Source organism: Halorubrum sp. CSM-61 (genome assembly GCF_003781945.1).
GTDB lineage: Archaea > Halobacteriota > Halobacteria > Halobacteriales > Haloferacaceae > Halorubrum.
Genome location: NZ_RJJW01000005.1, coordinates 234,284 through 250,898 on the forward strand (window position 1 = coordinate 234,284; position 16,615 = coordinate 250,898).

Genomic DNA, 16,615 nt, shown 5'->3' on the forward strand with positions numbered 1-16,615 from the left:
AAAGTTGTGGCCCTGACAGGAGTGCAATATACGCGCATCCGGAAGGCGGCGCGACCGGATACGCTGGAAGCGCTTCAGTCGTCGCGCCCCTCGTAGGCGTCGAGCCAGTCGGTGACGGCCCCCTTGAGCGCCCCGGTCGTGCTCCCGAGGTTCAGCATCTGGTAGCCGTTGTCCGCCTTCTCGTTGACGTCGTCCATCCCGAATCCGAGCCCCGCGACGGGGACGCCCGCGTCGACCGCCTTCGATCGGGTCGTCTCGACGGCCTCCTGTACGTCCGGATGGTCGATCTCGCCGGGGTGGCCGAGCGACACGGAGAGGTCGAGCGGACCGACGAAGACGAATCCCAGCTCCGGGACGGCCAGGATGTCGTCGAGGTTCTCGAGGGACGCCTCGGTCTCGACGGTCGCGCCGACGAGCGTCTCCCGGTCTTCGGTGGCGACGTAGTCCTCGGCGAGCCCCCAGCGGCGGGCCCGCGGCGACGCCAGCCCCCGGTCTCCGGGCTCGCCGTCGTAGCGGAACCGAGCGGATCGGACCGCCTCGCGGACCTCCTCGGCGGTCTCCACGCGGGGGAGGAAGACGTTCCTCGCGCCGAGGTCCAGCGCCTTTCGGACGAGCGTCGGATCGGTGTCGGGGAGCCGGACGAGCAGTTCCACGCCCGTTCGTTCGCCCGCACGGAGCAGGTCTTCGATCTGTCCCCCGTCCCACGGGTCCGGGCCGCCGTGTTCGAAGTCCAGCCAGACGAAATCGACGCCGAGCTCGCCGTAGAACTCCACGAGCGTCGGGCTGTACGTGTTGTCGAGGACGCCGAGCGCGACGTCCCCGTCGTCTAGGGTCGCGGCGAGGTCGTTCGGGGGTTGAGAGGCGGTCATGATCTGTTGGATCGCTCCATCGGGTAGTCTCGACGGGAGCCGAGCGAATTGTTATTGATATCGTATCCGGCATACGACCGATCGCGATCGTTTCCCGCGGTGTGAAGACGAACGCAGCGGCGAACGATCGCGGGGATGGGTGTCGCAGAGGTGACACCAGTGCGTATTTAAATAGACCCGAGCGACGGCGACGATAGCTTATAAAGAACAACGCGGTGGCGACAGCACGCGCGAGGGAGTCAGTCGCCAGCGACACCACCGCCCGACTTATAAACAACCAGTCGACCGACGTACGACACGTACTCCCGTGATCGATCGAGAACTGCGATCTGTCGGCTGAATTCTCCGCAAAATACTGTTGGAAATTTGATTAGAACGGGGTTCGTTCACCGAAACTCCACCGAGTCTTGCGATTCACCGAGAGGCCCGGTTCGGCTGAGAGCGGGCTGAAATCTCGTGAATAGCCGTGCCCCTTGCGGAAATCTCAGACGGATTTCGCCAGAGCTATTTTTTATCATAACCAACTACAATTACTGTGGACAGGTATACGAGACGAGTTCCCCTCCGCTCCGATCGGACTGAGCTTTCGTCATCATGAGTAACGACTTCTCCGTCAGAAACCGATACGACTGGGACGACGTTCCCCCCCTCGTGGGCGTCGTCGAGACGCTGAGCGACGCCGCCGACGTCGAGCCGGACGCGATTCCGACGCTGGCCGACACGATCGACCCCGAGTCGCTCAACGGTCTCTGTACGAACACGCCGGACTCGAACGTGGTGACGATCTCGTTCGTCCACGCGGGCTACGACGTGACCGTTCGCAGCGACGGGTTCGTCAGCGTCGACGGAACGGGAGCGTCCGTCGGCCCGTGATCCGAGCGATCGGCGGGAGGTCGCCCGAGACGACGGCGCGTCCGACCGGCTCACCCGCGCGGCCCCGACTACGTCCTGCCTAACGATATCCGTCGCACGCCTCCGTCCACTCGTCCACCGTGCGACGCGACGCAACACCCGTCGTCGAGGCCGTCCGCTCGATCGCCGCGGTCGCCCGCTCGACCGTCGCGGTCGTCCGCTCGATCGCCGTGCTCGGTCGGGAGAGCGAGCTGTCGTTTCTGGCCGCCAGCATCGCCTTCTTCGCGTTCCTCTCCGTCGTGCCCGCCCTCGTCTTGGCCGTCGCGGTCGGCTCGGCGGTCGGGGGCGAGCGGTTCGCGGCGGGCGTGGTCGCGCTGTTCGAGTCCTACCTCTCCGCGGAGGGGACCGCGGTGGTCAACGCGGCGCTCACCGACCAGTCGGGGATGGTGGGCGCCACGGCGATCGGGACCCTCGCGCTCCTGTGGACCGGTCTCAAGGTGTTCCGCGCGATCGACCTCGCGTTCGATCGGATATACGCCTCGGAGACGGTAACCCCCATACGGAGGCAGTTCCTCAACGCGACGGCGGTGATGACGACGATCGCGGTCGGGCTGACCCTGCTCGTCAGCGCGCAGGTGCTCCTCGGGCTCCCGGCCGTGGAGCGGGTCGTTCCCTCGAGGGCGGTCGGCGTCGCGCTGCTTTTCGTCGGCCTGCTGATCGCGCTGCTGCCGGTGTACTACGTCTTACCGCCCCGCCCCGTCTCGCTCCGGGAGATCCTGCCCGGGACCGTCGCGGCCGTCGTCGGACTGGTCGTCTTAGAGACGCTGTTCCACCTGTACTCGACGGTCGCCGGGCAGTACCGAGCGTACGGCTTCCTCGGGATCGTGCTGCTGTTCCTGCTGTGGCTCTACTTCGGCGCGCTCGTCGTCCTGTTCGGTGCGGTCGTCAACGTCGTCGCCGAGTGAGTCGCCCCGCCGAGCGCCCCGGCGACCGCGAAGACGCGAGACGCCGTCAGGCGCGGAACAGGTTCAACGGGTCAGAAACGAGAGGCGTCCGCCGCCGTCAGCGGCAGGACGCGATCGCGAAGTAGTACCCGGACTCGGCCGTGATCCACTCCGTCAGCTTCCGGTCCTCGTCCGGGTCCTCCGGGTGGAGGGTACACTCGTCGGGGTGATCGTCGTACCGAACGATCGTCGCGCGGATCGACGGTTCGTGATGTTCGGGTTCCCCAGTCGGCATCATGTGTGTCCTCAGATGCGACAGGGACGGTCATCGTAATGCGACTCGTAACGAGCGTTAGACGGCCATCAACCGGGAATTACTGACGTTTTAGCTATCCGCCGGCTCCTCAGTGTCGTCGACCGCGTCCTCGGCGTCGGACGCGCCGACGGTGACTCCCTCGTCGAGTCGCTCCTCGGCGCGGTCGCGGTCCTCGGGGTAGCCCACGTCGATCCGCCAGCCGTCGAGCTGGACGGCGTCGATGGTGCGGCCGGACTGAATGAGCAGATCGATCGCGTCGGGGAGCTCGTACTCGCCGCGGTCGGAGGGCTGGACGAGGTGACACGCGTGGAAGATCGCTGGCGTGAACGTGTAGAAGCCCGTCATCACGAGGTTGCTCGGCGGGTCGTCGGGCTTCTCGACGACCTCGACGACCTCGCCGTACTCGTTCGTGTCGAGGACGCCGTAGCGCGAGGCCTCATCGTAGGGCACCTCTTCGACGAGGAACGCGGCGTCCGCGCGGTCCTCTCGCTGGCGGCTGGCCACGTCGCCGAGGTTGCCGCGGAACACGTTGTCGCCGAGCATCAGCATGAAGTCGCCGTCGACGTGCGGCTCGGCCTGGAGGATGGCGTGTGCGAGCCCCAACTGCTCGCGCTGGTGCGCGTACGTGATCGGGGCCCCCTCGTACTCGTCGCCGTACCGGTCGATGATCTGCTCGGCCTTGTAGCCGACGACGACGACGAGTTCGGTCGCGCCCGCGTCTATCAGGTTGTCGAACACGTCCTCGAGGAGGGGCGTCCCGTTCACCTCCACGAGCACCTTCGGCTTGTCGTCCGTCAGCGGTCGGAGCCGCGTCCCCTTTCCCGCCGCGAGTACCACTGCTTGCATGGGTCTCCGGTCGGATCCCCGAGATAAGGATATACGCTGCCTAACACGGGTTTAGGACGGTCACGGCCCGTATCGGCGGGTCTCGTCGCGAGTCCGCGTCACGCCTCGACGTTCGAGAGGAGCCCGGTGTACATCAGTCGGCGGACGATCGCGACCAGCCCGTTGTCGAACCCGCGTCCGAACACCGCCTGCTCGTGCTCGTGACCCTCGCCCAAGTCCTCGTGGAACGAACTCACCAAGATCGTGTTTCGGTCGACGAGGAGGAGCCGCCGGATCACCGTCTCGTCGCCGGTCTCGGCCGAACTGTGCAGCCACTCCAGCCCGGAGACGAACACCCTCGCGTCGGGGAGATCGCGTTCGACGCGCTCCCGCAGCGACCCCTCCGTGATCCCGATCACGACGCTGACGCCTCGGTCCCCGGCCGCCTGCAAGCGCTCCCGTAGCTCCGAGGTGTACGCCGACTCGTCGCCGATCACGAGGACGACCTCGTCGTCGGACTCGTCGACGAGCTGTCGGGTCCGGCTGGTGATCGCCGTGCCCCCGGACAGCGACCACACCTCGTGGGTGACCTCCGTCTCCTCGTCCGGGGCCGCCGGTTCGATCGCCCGGAGCGTCGCCCGCAGGGAATCGGTGCGGTCCTCGTACTCGCGTCTGAGCGTGTCTGCCGCCTCGTCGATGGCGACGGCGCGGAACCGCTGCGGGTTCGCGTGCTGGATCTCGACTAACCCCTTCGTTTCCAAGACCCGAACCGCGTCGTAGACGCGCGTGCGGGGGACCTCGGAGATCTCGCTGATCTCCTTTGCGGTCCCCTCCGGAAGCCGAGTGAGCGCGACGAACGCCTTCGCCTCGTACTCTTTGAGTCCGAGCTCCTGAAGCAACTCGATCGCCTGTTCGTGATGTGACAGATCATTCATGGGTCCCAACCATTCCGCTACTGACAATTCGGTAGCTACTGCGCTTTTGAGTCCCCACGTGAAAATCGCTTCCCCTTCAGATCCCCCCCCGTCGAGGGCGATCCGCAAACGATCTAAAACGCTTAGGTGTCGGTTGCCGCGGTTCCGAACCCTGAAGCGGCGTTGCGTCGAGTGCCGGAAAAGTGGTCCGCGAACGACGTCCGCGATCGGCTCGGTTCGCTCACCCGCGTCCGGACGCTGGGTTCACTCACATAATCACAATAAGAATATATCCCGGGGTCACGAAGCGATCGACGGCGCGCGGGATCAGGTAGGGTCCCAACCACTCTGTGCCCGCGCGCCGAACTACCCCTTCGGGTAGTTCCCGACCGAGACGACACGTCCGCAGATGAGCTTCAACGATTCGGACGACCCGGAGTCCACCGCCGTCGACCAGCTCGAAGCGTTCGGTCTGAGTGCCTACGCGGCCAGGACGTTCGTCGCGCTGACCTGCCTCGGCGAGGCGACGGCGAAGGACGTGAGCGCGCTGGCGGAGGTCCCCCGCACGCGGGTCTACGACGCGACCGCCGAGCTCCGCGAGCACGGCCTCGTCGACGTCCAGCAGTCCACGCCCAAGCGGTTCACCGCGGTGTCGGCCGAGACGGCCGGACGACGCTTCCGCCGAGAGTACACCGGCCGAGCGGAGGCGCTGACGAGTGCGCTCGGCGCGATCGAGCCGGTGTCGCCGAGCGCGGAACAGCGCGGCGTCTGGACGGTCTCGGGGCGGGAGATGGTGTCGGACCGCGCCGTGGAGTTCGTCGACGACGCGAGCGAGGAGGTCGTCCTCGTGACCCTCGACGGGCTCCTGACCGAGGGCGTCGCGGACGCCCTCCGGGACGCGGCCGACCGCGGCGTCGCCGTCCGGGTGTCCGGGATGGACTTCTCGGCGACCGACGAGGGCCGCCTCCCGGACGGGTGCGGGTTCGAGTCCTCACGCGCGTGGAGCGGGGTCCCCGCCGGGCGGCTCCTGATGGTCGATCGCCGTCGAACGCTCGCGAGCGTACTGGTGGAGGGGAACGGCGATCAACCCTCGGGCGAGCGCAACGAGACCGCCATCTGGGGCGCCGGCGAGACCAACAGCCTCGTGGTCGTGCTGAAGACGATGTTCTCGTGGCTCAACGGCGATCTCAGATGACGGACGACGATCTGTCACCCAGATGCTCAAAACATACTTCCCTTCAGCGGCGCAACGCGTGATACGGAGAATCACACGGGCCGAGGAGACCCGAGCCGAACGGTGAGAGAGACCGGCTCGGACTCGACTCTGAGACTTTGGATGACAGTCAATAACACAGATCAGACGGAAGCGGCGGGAGAGGGAAAGACGTCGGAGAGCGTTCGAGTCGCGTGGGACAAGGCGAAATCCGTGAGCACCGCCGTCGTGGAGGCGGTCGCGACCGCGAACGACCGGGACCCGTTGGAGATGCCCCCGCTGTACGACGCGCTCGACGTGGAGTCCCTGGAGCACATCATGGCCTCCGATCGCACCGCGGTACAACGGGACATCTCCGTCTCGTTCACGTACGACGGGGCGTTCGTCTGGGTCACCAGCGGCGGTGCGATCGAAGTCGATCCGGGGGGAGCGCGGTCCGGGTGAGGAGGGCGCCCGCGCGAGTCCGGAGCGGCGGTCTCAAAAGACGTCCGTGACTCGAACGTAGACTACGTATCCGAACACGACGAAGCAGACGGCGACGAGCGCTCGGAGCGGGAGCGGCCAGTGTTCGCCGGGCTCCGGCGGCGCGTACAGCTGCATGACCGACAGCAGGCCGACGAAGGAGACGACGAAGAAGTTCTGCGGGGTGAACGCGTCGAGCGCGACCAACGCGCCGAGCGACGCGAGCAGCCACGCGATCAGCGTCACGAGGAACGGGTCGCGGAGTTCGGAGGCCATTGGGCGGGGTACCGCCTCGACACGCGTTGTTATATCAGCGCTAACCGACGGGTCATGACGGTCGGTTCGGAATCCGCACCGTTCGCGTTCGACCTCGCCTCGCTCGGAGCCGGAAACCGCCTCGCTCGGAGCCGGAAACCACCTCGCTCGGCGACAGAACCGGCGATCGCGGCGGCGACGCGGTGCGCGGCTCGGCCGCGATCGCCGGCCTGCGTCGAGAGGCCACGCGTTATCGCGGGTATTACTACACGGAGTAGGCCACTGTGTCGGAACAGGTACCGCCCGCGGGGCACGCCGACCGTGACCCCGCGGGCCGCCGGATTTCGATACGACATGTACGACGACACCGGGACGACGTGGACGAAGTGGCTGGCCGCCGTCGGGACCGCGTGCCTGTTGGGGGCGGTCTGGTTTCTCTACCGGATCCCGCCCGCGGCCGGCTACGAGGTCTCGATCTACCGCGCGTACCCGACGCCGTTCTGGGTGTTCCTGATAGCGGCGATGTTCGTCGGGGGGCTCGTCGTGCTGCTGGCCGGGGCCGCCGACGGGCGCGACGGGGCGGACGTGCTCCCCGGGGCGGCGCTCGTCGTCGTGCCCGGCTTCCTTCTGGTGTTGCTCCCGTACGTCCGCGGGTATCCCGTGTACGGTCGCGGCGACGTGTTGACCCACGTCGGGCTCTTGCGAGACCTCCCCGATCTGGGGATCACCCTGAACATCTACCCGCCGACTCACATCCTCACGCAGGCGCTGTCGGCCGCGACCGGCCTCCCCGAGATCGGCACGATCAACCTCCTGCCGGCGGTGTTCCTCGCCATCTATCTCGGCTCGATGGCGCTTCTGGTCGACCACCTGTTCGACGACCCCCGGCGGCGGGCGTTCTCCCTCCCCCTCGTGTTGGTGCCGATCGGCGGCTCGGCTCACGTGACCGCCGTCCCGTTCATCCTGAGCGTCCTCCTCGTCCCGTTCCTCCTCTACCTCCTCGTCAAGGAGCGCGGGTCGCACGCGGTCCCCGTCCGCGCGCTGGTGTTGATAGCGATGGTCGGCGTCGTGGTGTATCACCCGCTGACGGCCGTTTTCGGACTGATCACACTCACCACCTACAGCGCCTTCAACCGACTGCCGCCGATACGGTCGCAGTGGAGCGGCCTCCCGAACCTCACCTCGCTTGCGACCGTGCTGTTCGTCGCCTGGTACCTGAAGTACACCGGGATCGTCGTCCGGTTTCGTAACATCGTCGACGACTTCTTGGGGCCGGCCGGGGGCCCCTCGCCCCTGCAGTCAACCACCGACACCGTCCAGCGGACCTCGCCCGACCTCGTCGACCTCCTGCAGGTCGCGCTCATCGAACAGGGAATGGACGTGTTGGTCTTCGGGCTGGCGTCGGTGTTCCTCGCGGTCGCGTTCGCGCTGTGGTACTTCCGGGACGAGCGGCCCGGCGTCTTCACGCTCGCGTACGGGAGCACCACGATCCTGTTCGGCTTCATGGCGGCGCTGTTCCTGACGAACGACCTCATCGCCGGGTTCGGTCGGCCCCTCCTGTTCGGGAAGCTGTTCGGCGCGGCGTTCGTCGGGGCGCTGTTCCACCTCGTCTGGCAGCGGTCGGACCGAGTCGAGGTGCGGACCGTCGTCAGCGTCGCGTTCGCCGGGCTGTTGCTGGTGGCGATCCTGCTGTCCGTGTTCGGCATGTACACGTCTCCCATCGTGTTCGACAAGAACCACCAGGTCACGGAGATGGAGCTCGACGGGACGGAGTGGCTGTTCGAGAACCGGGACCCGGAGCACTTCATCGACGAACAGGGGATCACCCACTACCGCTTTTACCACCGCTACTACGGGACGAACCAGCCGGACGAGACGATACGCTGGGAGGGGGCGTCACCGCCTGACCACTACAACTACACCGTCAACGAGCGGCTCGGACAGAGCTACGACGACGACAGGTACCTGCTGTTGCCGAGGGCGGGGCGGATCACCTATCCGGAGCGGTTCCCGGACTACCGCGAGCAGTGGCGGTTCGTGCCCGAGGACTTCGACCGGCTGGAAGTCGATCGCTCGGTCAACCGCGTGTACGATAACGGAGAGGTGAACGTGTATCTGGTCGACGCCGAACCGGCGCCAGACGCGACCACCGGGACGGCCGGTGCCGACGGGACGGATAGTGCCACGGACGGGGGTACCGAGACGAACGGTACCACTGGGACGGACGGAGGTACTGGGACCGACGTGACAGGGGGAACCAACGAATCCGGCGGAACCGACGAGCCAAACGGGACCGGCGGAGATACCCCCGGCCAGATCCGAGCGAAACGCGGAGTAATGCCTTATTAATAGCGCCTTAACGCCTCTACGTCGTCTTCTCAGAAACAGGATTTCGACCGCGAGCCCGGTTCCTCTCGCCCGAAATCGCCATCGCCGATCGGGTTAGCTATTTGAACAGTCATCAGATGATGAACATATAAGTAACGATACACTTATTGCGGTTACTCTTGGATTACCATTCGCAATGGCACACAAGCTGGCACACAACGGCGGTAGCGACCGCTCTGCGGCCGACTCTGAGGACGGCGGGAAACGGCGGCTTTCCCGGCGGCAGTACGTCAAGCTCGGCACCGCGACCGCGGCGAGCCTCCTGGTCGGGGGGGCCTCGGTCGGCGGGTCGACGGGAGCAACCACGGACACCGGCGAACTCTACTTCACCGACTTCAGCGAGGGGTCGCTGTGACGGTTCTGAACGTCCGGGACTTCGGTGCGGTCGGGGACGGCTCGACCGACGACACCGACGCGATCCAAGACGCGCTCGACGCCGCCGGCGACGGCGACGAGGTGTACGTCCCCACGACCGACCAGTCCTACGTCGTGACGGGATGGGACTCGGTCGTCGAGGTGGGACCGTCGATGGACGGCGTCAGGCTCTACGGCGACGGCGAGGGGAGCCGGATCGAGTACGGCGGCGGCAACGGCGGACGGAACGTGTTCATGATCAGCGTCGACCCCGGCGACGCGGGACTCGACGGCTTCGTGATGGAGCACTTGACGCTCGACGGCGGGCTCGGGAACGTCGAGGGCGACCCGAACGTCGCCTCGGCGGTCCAGGTGCGGAGCCCCGGCGGCGGCGCCGAGGGCGACGTGGACATCACGGTCCGCGACGTGCGGGCGACGAACTGCTACGGCAACGGTATCGACGTCGGCGCCGCGGGAACGACCGTCACGAACTGCACGGCCGACAACAACCGACAGCACGGGTTCGGGATGGAGACGAGCGACGACGCGTTCCAGGACCCGCCCGTCCGGTTCGAGCGCTGTCTCGCCTACGGCAACGGCTTCGGCGGCGGGTACTACGGCATGGACCTGTCGGGCGGGAAGGCCGTGGCCGAGGACTGCGTGCTCCGCGACAACGAGGGCGCGGGCGCGACCAAGTGCTCGGTCGGGAGCGACCACATGGTGTACCGGCGCTGCCGGCTGGCGAGCAACGAGGGACACACCTTTCAGAACACGAGCGGAGAGGGCGCGACCGTCGTCTTCGACCGGATCGTCGCCGAGGACAACGTGGACTGCATGCGGCTGACGGAGGACGGCACCTACCGAGTCCCGGCGGACTCCGAACTGGTGTTCGTCGACAACGGCCCGGACGTCCGCGGCGGGCTCTACCTCACCCACGAGTCGGTGTTGAAGGCCGGCGACGCGACGATCTGGATCAACGGTCAGACCGGCGGCGCGGGCCTCCGCGCCAGCTCCGACGGGAGCGGGAGCCGCGTCGGGACCTATTACCACGCGGACAACGAGGACGGGGCGGTCTCGAACGATCAGAACATCTCGTTCGGGACGATAGAATCCGACCTGAAGACCGACCTCGACGGCGTCCCGACCGCCGATCAGGTCGGCGCGTGGACCGACGGCGAGCCCGACACTCAAGACGACGACGACGGGTCGACCGACGAGACGACCGACGGCTCGGCGTTCGACGCGTGGACCCCGCGCTGGGACTCCGAGGCCAGCGACTGGGGCGTCGTCGCCGGCGACGAGTACGAGGGCGGGCACGCGCTCCGGTACGACCACGACGGCACGGGCCCGGCCCGGCGGGCGATCTCCTGGGACGCCGTCGGCACTCCCTCCGACGTCGAGGTCCTGGACAGGGTCCGCGTTCCGTCGTTCGACGCGGAGGGCGACCTCGGGTACCACGCCCGGGTGCACCTCCGGTCGTCGTACGGCGGCGGGGAAGAGCTCGGCTACTGGATCGAACTGGAGGACGCCGCGGACGGGTTCAGGCTGGCGAAGTACTCCGCCGACGGGATGGAGACGATGGCCCGGTTCGGCGCGCCCGCCGAGGGGACGTTCTTCTACCGGCGGTTCCGCGCCGAGGGCGACAGCCTGCGAGTCAAGGTGTGGGAGGCGACCGAGTCCGAGCCCGACGGCTGGGACGTCGACGTCACCGACTCGGATCACGACGACGGGTGGGTCGGGCTCGGCTCCTACGACCCGGGCGCGTTCCAGACCGACGTGCTCGGCGTCGCGACCGACGGCGGAACGGTCCAACTCGAGACCGACGACGGCTCGGCCGACGACGACGGATCGGCCGACGACGACGAACCGAGCGACGACGCCGACCCCGAGGTCGTCTCGCTGGAGGCCCGGGAGCTGACGGCGGACTCGGCGACGCTCGCCGGCGACCTCCGGGGTCTCGGCGGAACCGACGAGGTCCGCGTCCGCTTCGAGCTTCGCGCCGCGGGCGCGGACGCCTGGACGACCGCGGGCGGCGAGACGCTGAGCGAGCCGGCGGAGTTCACGTACGCCGTGTCGGGGCTCGGCGCGGACGCGGCGTACGAGTTCCGCGCCGTCGCCGACGGGGACGACGCGACCGTCACCGGGGGGACCGTCTCGTTCGCGACCCTCGACGACGCGGACGAGAACGCGGCGGACGAGAACGCCGCGCCGACGGTCGAGCGGTTCGAGGTCACCGACCGGAGCAGCGAGAAGTGGACGCGGTTCGACATCGACTGGGAGGTGTCCGACGGTGACGGCGACCTCGACGCGGTCGTCTCGACGCTCGAACGCAACGGCCGAGTCGTCGCCGCGGACAGCACGACGGTGTCGGGCGACGGGGCGAGCTACACCCACATGCTCCGCGTCCGCGGGGCGATCGACACCGTCCGACTCTGCGTGAACGACACCTCGAACGCGACGGCGACGCGGGAGTACGAGGTCTGAATTCGCAGTTGACGCCGACGGTCGACGTTCGGTGAGCGAGCGCCCGGGGGCCGACGCCCGGTGAGCGAGCGTCCGCCGCCTCGCGGCGCCGAACCCGCGGTCCGGACGTTTGTCGCTCGCTAACTATGCCTCGGCGGCTCCAAAACGCGGTAATGGTATTTCGCCGCCGCGTGCTCGCCCTCTGTTCCCTCTCGGCCGTAGCGCTGGCGGGGTGTAACGCGAGAGACGACGACTCCGACGACGGGGACCCGGACGACTCGGACGGACCCGACCCGGACGACACGGACGACGACCTCGTGGACATCCGTGACTTCGGGGCCGCCGTCGACGGGACGACCGACGACACGCAGGCGGTCCGGGACGCGATCGACGCGGTCGAAGCGGGCGGCACCGTCTACTTCCCGTCGGGAACGGCGCTCGTGTCCGCGGACGACAAGGCGGAGGAGGGAGCGAAGGCGATCGAGGTCCGGGGCAACGACCTGCCGGACGACGTGACCTTCCGCGGCGACGGCGAGGAGTCCGTGATTCGGCTCGACGGCGGGCACGAGGACAACCACGGCCTGTTCTCCTGGAAGCCGGAGAGCGGGATCTCCGGGCACGTCGTCCGCGACCTCACGGTCGACGGAAACCGGGACGAGCAGCCCGCCGACCCCGAGAACGACGACAACGGACTGAATCTCGGCGTGAGCGAGGCCGGCAGCGACGACGCGACCGTCGACATCGCGTTCCGCGACGTGCGGAGCGTGAACGCCAACACCGAGGGGTTCACCTTCCTGCAGGGCGGCTGCGTCGCCGAGCGGTGCACCGCCAGCGGCGCCGGGAAACACGGGTTCGGCATCGACACGTACGACAAGGTCGGCCCGGCCCTGCCGCCCGTGGTCGTCCGGAACTCCCACGCGTCCGACTGCGACATCTACGGGATCGACTGCTCCGGGGGGACGACCGTCGTCGAGGACTGCGTCTTCGAGGAGAACGGATGGGGTGCCAAGACGACCGGGGACGTGGTCGAAGCCGCGTTCCGCCGGGTGCGACTGGCGAACAACAAACACCTCGGGTACCAGCGGAACGACACGCCGACCAGGACGGGGGAGCCCGCCACGGTCGAGCTCGACCACGTCGTGGCCCAGTCGAACGGCGATCAGGGGTTCCGCTTCGGGCGCGACACCGAGTACACGGTCGGGACCGTCACCGCGCTCGGGAACAACAGCGGCGCGGACGGGAGCGGGAACATCGCGATCATGGACAACGCGACCGTGACCGCCGACGAGGTCCGCTCGTTCAACGCCGAGGCGGGCGCCGGCATCCACTACTGGAGCACGGAACGGTCCACGATCTCGCGGTACGTGAACTTCGGGAACCGGAACGGGCCGTTCGACGGGGAACTCGAGAAGCTCGTCGTGCAGGCCATCGACGTCGACGTGCCGAACGACATCGTCGACTCGATCGCGACCGGGCCGGTGCCGAGCGCCGACGAGGTCGGCGTCGGAACCGGCGGCTGAGAGGGCGCGTCCCGGATCGCTCCGAGCGAGGCCGCTCCGACCAGCGGCGCCGCCGGAGAGCGAGGACACCGACCAGCGGTGTCGCTTGAGAGCGGTGGCGAGAGCTCCGCCCGCGGAGTAATCACGGCCATACGGAGCGGTACCCGCCTCTATGTTCTCTATATATATGTGGATAGCAGCGGCACAGTCGGTATGATCGGGCTCTTGGGAGAAGCGGCGCGAGTGCGGCGCTCGCAGGGCACGCTGACGATGGTCCAGCGGGGCGTGGACTACCTCGCGTGGCGCGGGTCTCCGGTGCTGTGGCCGCTGTTGAACCGCGGTCGGGCCGTCGCGCACCGGTTCCGGTACGACGTTCCGACGGGCCTGCACGAGCCGCTCTCCGTCCCGCCGTCGGAGATCGCTCGATACACGTGGGGCGTCTCCAAGACCCTCGGGCTCGGGGCGGTCCGCGGCGGCGACTGGGAGAGCGACTCGCTCCCCCTCTCCGAGAAGTGGGAGTGTCGGGGGCTCGAACAGCGGTTCGTCGACGGCCTCGACTGGGAGGAGACGGAGTACGTCCAGTATCCTCGCCGAGAGTACTTCGCGAAGGGCGAGGACATCTGGGGGTACGACTCCGAGGAAGAGTTCATCGAGCACCGCTGCGGCTACGTGGACGAGCTGTACGAGAGCATCCGGCGGGACGGATACGTCCGGTCCGAGAACGGGACGGACGGGTTCCCGGGAATGGACATCCGCCGGATCGGCTACCATCACAACTTCGACCCGCTGGTCTGTATCGGGGCCGACGGGACGATCTACCACCGAGACGGCTACCACCGGCTGATGATCGCCAAGGCCCTCGACCTCGACGCGATCCCCGTGTTGGTGCTCGCCCGGCACCCGGAGTGGCAGGAGCTCCGCGAGCGCGCGTACGCCGGCGAGCTCGACGAGGCCGATCCCCACCGAGATCACCCCGACGTCGCGTCGCTCGTGGGTTAGCGGACGTATATACATAGCCGGCGGTCTCGACGGACACGACATGGAACCACCACAGCGGTGCGATCGAACCCGGACGGCGGACCGGACTCGGACGGCGGACCGGACTCGGACGGCGGACCGGACTCGGACGGCGGACCGGACTCGGACGGCGGACCGCGACTCCCCGCCCGTCCGGCCGGCGTGACCGACATGTTCGACGGCATCACGGGGCTCTCGCGCGGCCTCACCGTCGGGGCCTCGCGCGGTCGCGCGGTCGCCCACGCCGCGCGGCGACAGCTCCCGGCGCTGGCGGACACCGGAAGCGACGAGGAGCACCTGGAGGCGGCGGTCGACTGGCTGTTCCGCAGCCAGGACGCGACCGGCGGCGGCGGGTCGGCCGCCACGTACAACCTCCTGCTCGGGTGGGAGCCCCCGTACCCGGAGACGACCGGGTACATCGTCCCCACCCTCTACGCGTACGCCGACGACCACCCCGAGAGCGACGCGTTCGAGCGCGCGACCGCGATGGCCGAGTGGCTCCTGTCGGTCCAGCGCGACGACGGGAGCTTCCCGGAGGGGACCGGCGAGACCGGCGACCCCAACGTGTTCAACACCGGTCAGGTCGTCTTCGGGCTCGTCGAGGCGTATCGCCGGACGGACGAGGAGGCGTACGCCGACGCGGTCCGCGCCGCCTGCGACTGGCTCGCCGTCGTACAGGACGACGACGGCGCGTGGCGACGGCACGACCACGAGGACGAGGTACACGCGTATTCCACCCGCATCGCGTGGGCGCTACTGGAGGGGGCGTCGATCCTCGACGACCGGGCGGAGACGTACCGCGATGCGGCGAGACGGAACTTGGAGTGGGCGCTGGAGAACCGCCGGCCGAACGGCTGGTTCGACCGCGCGGCCTTCGTCGACGGCGACGAGCCCGATCTCCACACGATCGCGTACACGATCCGCGGGCTCTTGGAGGGCGGCGTCCGGCTGGACGACGACGCGATGATCGACGCCGCGAGGGGGTCCGCAGACGTGCTCTTAGAGCTCCAGAAGCGGACCGGTCCCCTGACGGGGACCTACGACGACGACTGGGACGGGACGTGGTACCACTGCCTCACCGGCAACGCGCAGATGGGGCTGGTGTGGCTCCGGCTCTACGAGCTGACGGGGGAGGCGGAGTACGCCAGGGCGGCCCGGACCGCCGCCGAGTTCCTCAAGCGGCACCAGTCGCTGGACGGCCCCGACCCCGTGCGCGGGGCGATCCCGGGGTCGTACCCGCACGTCGGCGACTACCTCTACCTGCGGTACCCGAACTGGGCGACGAAGTTCTTCGCCGACCTCCTCGCCGGGCTCGCGGCGGTCTCGCCCCCAGAAGCGACGGGCGAGGCGAGCGAGACCGACGAGGAGACCGGCGAGGCAGACGAGGAGGCCGGAGCGGCGGCCGAGGCGACCGCGATCAGCGAGACGACCGCGACCGACGGCGACGCTCCGCTCCGGGTCTGCCTGCTGTTCGACGGCGAACACACCGAACGATGGGTCGCGGACGCGATCGAGACGATGCTGGCGGAGACGGACACGGAAATTTCCCTCGTCGTGATCAACGAGGACGCCGGGCTACTCGGGAGCGGGAACGTGAAACGCGGGCTGAAGTACCCGGCGTACGCGGCCTACTGGATCGCGTCGGCGCTCCGGCCGCGGCGGTCCGACTCGGAGCGGTACGACGATTCCGTACATATCTCGGAGATCGCCGGCGTCGACGACGCCGAGCGGATCCGGACCTACCCGACCGACGTCAGCGGGCTCTGGAACGAGCTCCCCGAGGAGGTGGTCTCGGAGATCGCCGCGCGGTCGGACGTGGTGTTCCGCCGCGGCTTCGGGCTGGTTCGCGGCTCGTTGCTCTCAGCGACCGAGTACGGCGTCTTGAGCTACCACCACGGCGACCCGCGGGCCTACCGCGGCGGCCCCGCCGGGTTCTGGGAGTACATGCACGGCGAGGAGACCGCCGGGACGATCGTCCAGTCGCTGACCGACGACCTCGACGCCGGGGTGGTCCGGTCGTACCGCGACGTCGACATCTCCGACTGCGACACCCTCGACGAGGTCCGCCGCGCGCTGTACGAGGGGTCGACCGGCCAGCTGGCCGAGGCGATCGAGGCCGTGCGAGACGAGGATCGGGAACCGATGGTCGTCGACGATCTCGGGCCGGTGTACCACCCGCCGGACCTCGGCGAACTGGCCGCCTACGCGCGGAAGCGCTACCGATGAGCTGTCCACCGGCTTCGT

15 protein-coding genes are annotated in these 16,615 nt (G+C 68.3%); 10 read left to right on the plus strand and 5 right to left on the minus strand.

Annotation, left to right across the window (positions count from 1 at the left end):
- Window positions 1-74 precede the first annotated feature (74 nt).
- A complete protein-coding gene (locus tag EDM04_RS10805; RefSeq protein ID WP_123621950.1) occupies window positions 75-869 on the minus strand; it encodes an HpcH/HpaI aldolase/citrate lyase family protein in 795 nt (264 codons plus the stop codon).
- 594 nt (window positions 870-1,463) lie between these two features.
- On the opposite strand from EDM04_RS10805, the gene EDM04_RS10810 reads away from it, so the two are divergent.
- Both EDM04_RS10810 and EDM04_RS10815 read left to right on the plus strand, forming a co-directional pair.
- Entirely contained in the window at window positions 1,464-1,742 is a 279-nt protein-coding gene (locus EDM04_RS10810) for a HalOD1 output domain-containing protein (RefSeq protein ID WP_123621952.1), read from the plus strand.
- Window positions 1,743-1,861: 119 nt separating this feature from the next.
- Complete coding sequence (locus tag EDM04_RS10815; RefSeq protein WP_123621954.1) at window positions 1,862-2,686, plus strand: YihY/virulence factor BrkB family protein; 825 nt, start codon at window positions 1,862-1,864, stop codon at window positions 2,684-2,686.
- A 97-nt stretch (window positions 2,687-2,783) separates the two neighbouring features.
- Here the strand turns inward: EDM04_RS10815 and EDM04_RS10820 are convergent, their stop codons facing one another.
- The 3 genes from EDM04_RS10820 to EDM04_RS10830 form a co-directional block, all read right to left on the minus strand.
- The gene (locus tag EDM04_RS10820) at window positions 2,784-2,960 is read right to left on the minus strand and encodes a hypothetical protein (protein WP_241154890.1); all 177 of its coding nucleotides are present in this window, start codon (window positions 2,958-2,960) and stop codon (window positions 2,784-2,786) included.
- 90 nt (window positions 2,961-3,050) lie between these two features.
- Window positions 3,051-3,827, minus strand: coding sequence for a UTP--glucose-1-phosphate uridylyltransferase AglF (gene aglF / locus EDM04_RS10825; protein ID WP_123621958.1), 777 nt, complete (start codon window positions 3,825-3,827; stop codon window positions 3,051-3,053).
- A gap of 98 nt (window positions 3,828-3,925) precedes the next feature.
- Window positions 3,926-4,741 carry a TrmB family transcriptional regulator gene (locus EDM04_RS10830; RefSeq protein ID WP_206424451.1) on the minus strand — a complete coding sequence of 272 codons (816 nt, stop codon included), beginning with the start codon at window positions 4,739-4,741 and terminating at the stop codon, window positions 3,926-3,928.
- Window positions 4,742-5,129: 388 nt separating this feature from the next.
- On the opposite strand from EDM04_RS10830, the gene EDM04_RS10835 reads away from it, so the two are divergent.
- Both EDM04_RS10835 and EDM04_RS10840 read left to right on the plus strand, forming a co-directional pair.
- Complete coding sequence (locus tag EDM04_RS10835; RefSeq protein WP_123621959.1) at window positions 5,130-5,915, plus strand: TrmB family transcriptional regulator; 786 nt, start codon at window positions 5,130-5,132, stop codon at window positions 5,913-5,915.
- Between the two features lie 231 nt (window positions 5,916-6,146).
- Window positions 6,147-6,377, plus strand: coding sequence for a HalOD1 output domain-containing protein (locus tag EDM04_RS10840; RefSeq protein WP_241154891.1), 231 nt, complete (start codon window positions 6,147-6,149; stop codon window positions 6,375-6,377).
- A gap of 33 nt (window positions 6,378-6,410) precedes the next feature.
- Here the strand turns inward: EDM04_RS10840 and EDM04_RS10845 are convergent, their stop codons facing one another.
- Window positions 6,411-6,671 (minus strand): hypothetical protein, encoded by a 261-nt coding sequence (locus EDM04_RS10845; RefSeq protein ID WP_123621963.1) that lies wholly within the window; start codon window positions 6,669-6,671, stop codon window positions 6,411-6,413.
- A gap of 333 nt (window positions 6,672-7,004) precedes the next feature.
- On the opposite strand from EDM04_RS10845, the gene EDM04_RS10850 reads away from it, so the two are divergent.
- The 6 genes from EDM04_RS10850 to EDM04_RS10875 all read left to right on the plus strand — a co-directional run bounded on the left by EDM04_RS10850 (window position 7,005) and on the right by EDM04_RS10875 (window position 16,597).
- The gene (locus EDM04_RS10850) at window positions 7,005-8,999 is read left to right on the plus strand and encodes a hypothetical protein (protein WP_164471120.1); all 1,995 of its coding nucleotides are present in this window, start codon (window positions 7,005-7,007) and stop codon (window positions 8,997-8,999) included.
- Window positions 9,000-9,174: 175 nt separating this feature from the next.
- Complete coding sequence (locus EDM04_RS10855) at window positions 9,175-9,393, plus strand: hypothetical protein (RefSeq protein ID WP_123621965.1); 219 nt, start codon at window positions 9,175-9,177, stop codon at window positions 9,391-9,393.
- Entirely contained in the window at window positions 9,390-11,876 is a 2,487-nt protein-coding gene (locus tag EDM04_RS10860; protein ID WP_123621967.1) for a right-handed parallel beta-helix repeat-containing protein, read from the plus strand. The genes EDM04_RS10855 and EDM04_RS10860 overlap by 4 nt, the downstream gene beginning before the upstream one ends.
- A 152-nt stretch (window positions 11,877-12,028) precedes the next feature.
- Window positions 12,029-13,375 (plus strand): glycosyl hydrolase family 28-related protein, encoded by a 1,347-nt coding sequence (locus tag EDM04_RS10865; RefSeq protein WP_123621969.1) that lies wholly within the window; start codon window positions 12,029-12,031, stop codon window positions 13,373-13,375.
- Between the two features lie 192 nt (window positions 13,376-13,567).
- Entirely contained in the window at window positions 13,568-14,353 is a 786-nt protein-coding gene (locus EDM04_RS10870) for a hypothetical protein (RefSeq protein WP_123621971.1), read from the plus strand.
- Window positions 14,354-14,410: 57 nt separating this feature from the next.
- Window positions 14,411-16,597, plus strand: coding sequence for a prenyltransferase/squalene oxidase repeat-containing protein (locus EDM04_RS10875; RefSeq protein WP_241154892.1), 2,187 nt, complete (start codon window positions 14,411-14,413; stop codon window positions 16,595-16,597).
- Window positions 16,598-16,615 lie beyond the last annotated feature (18 nt).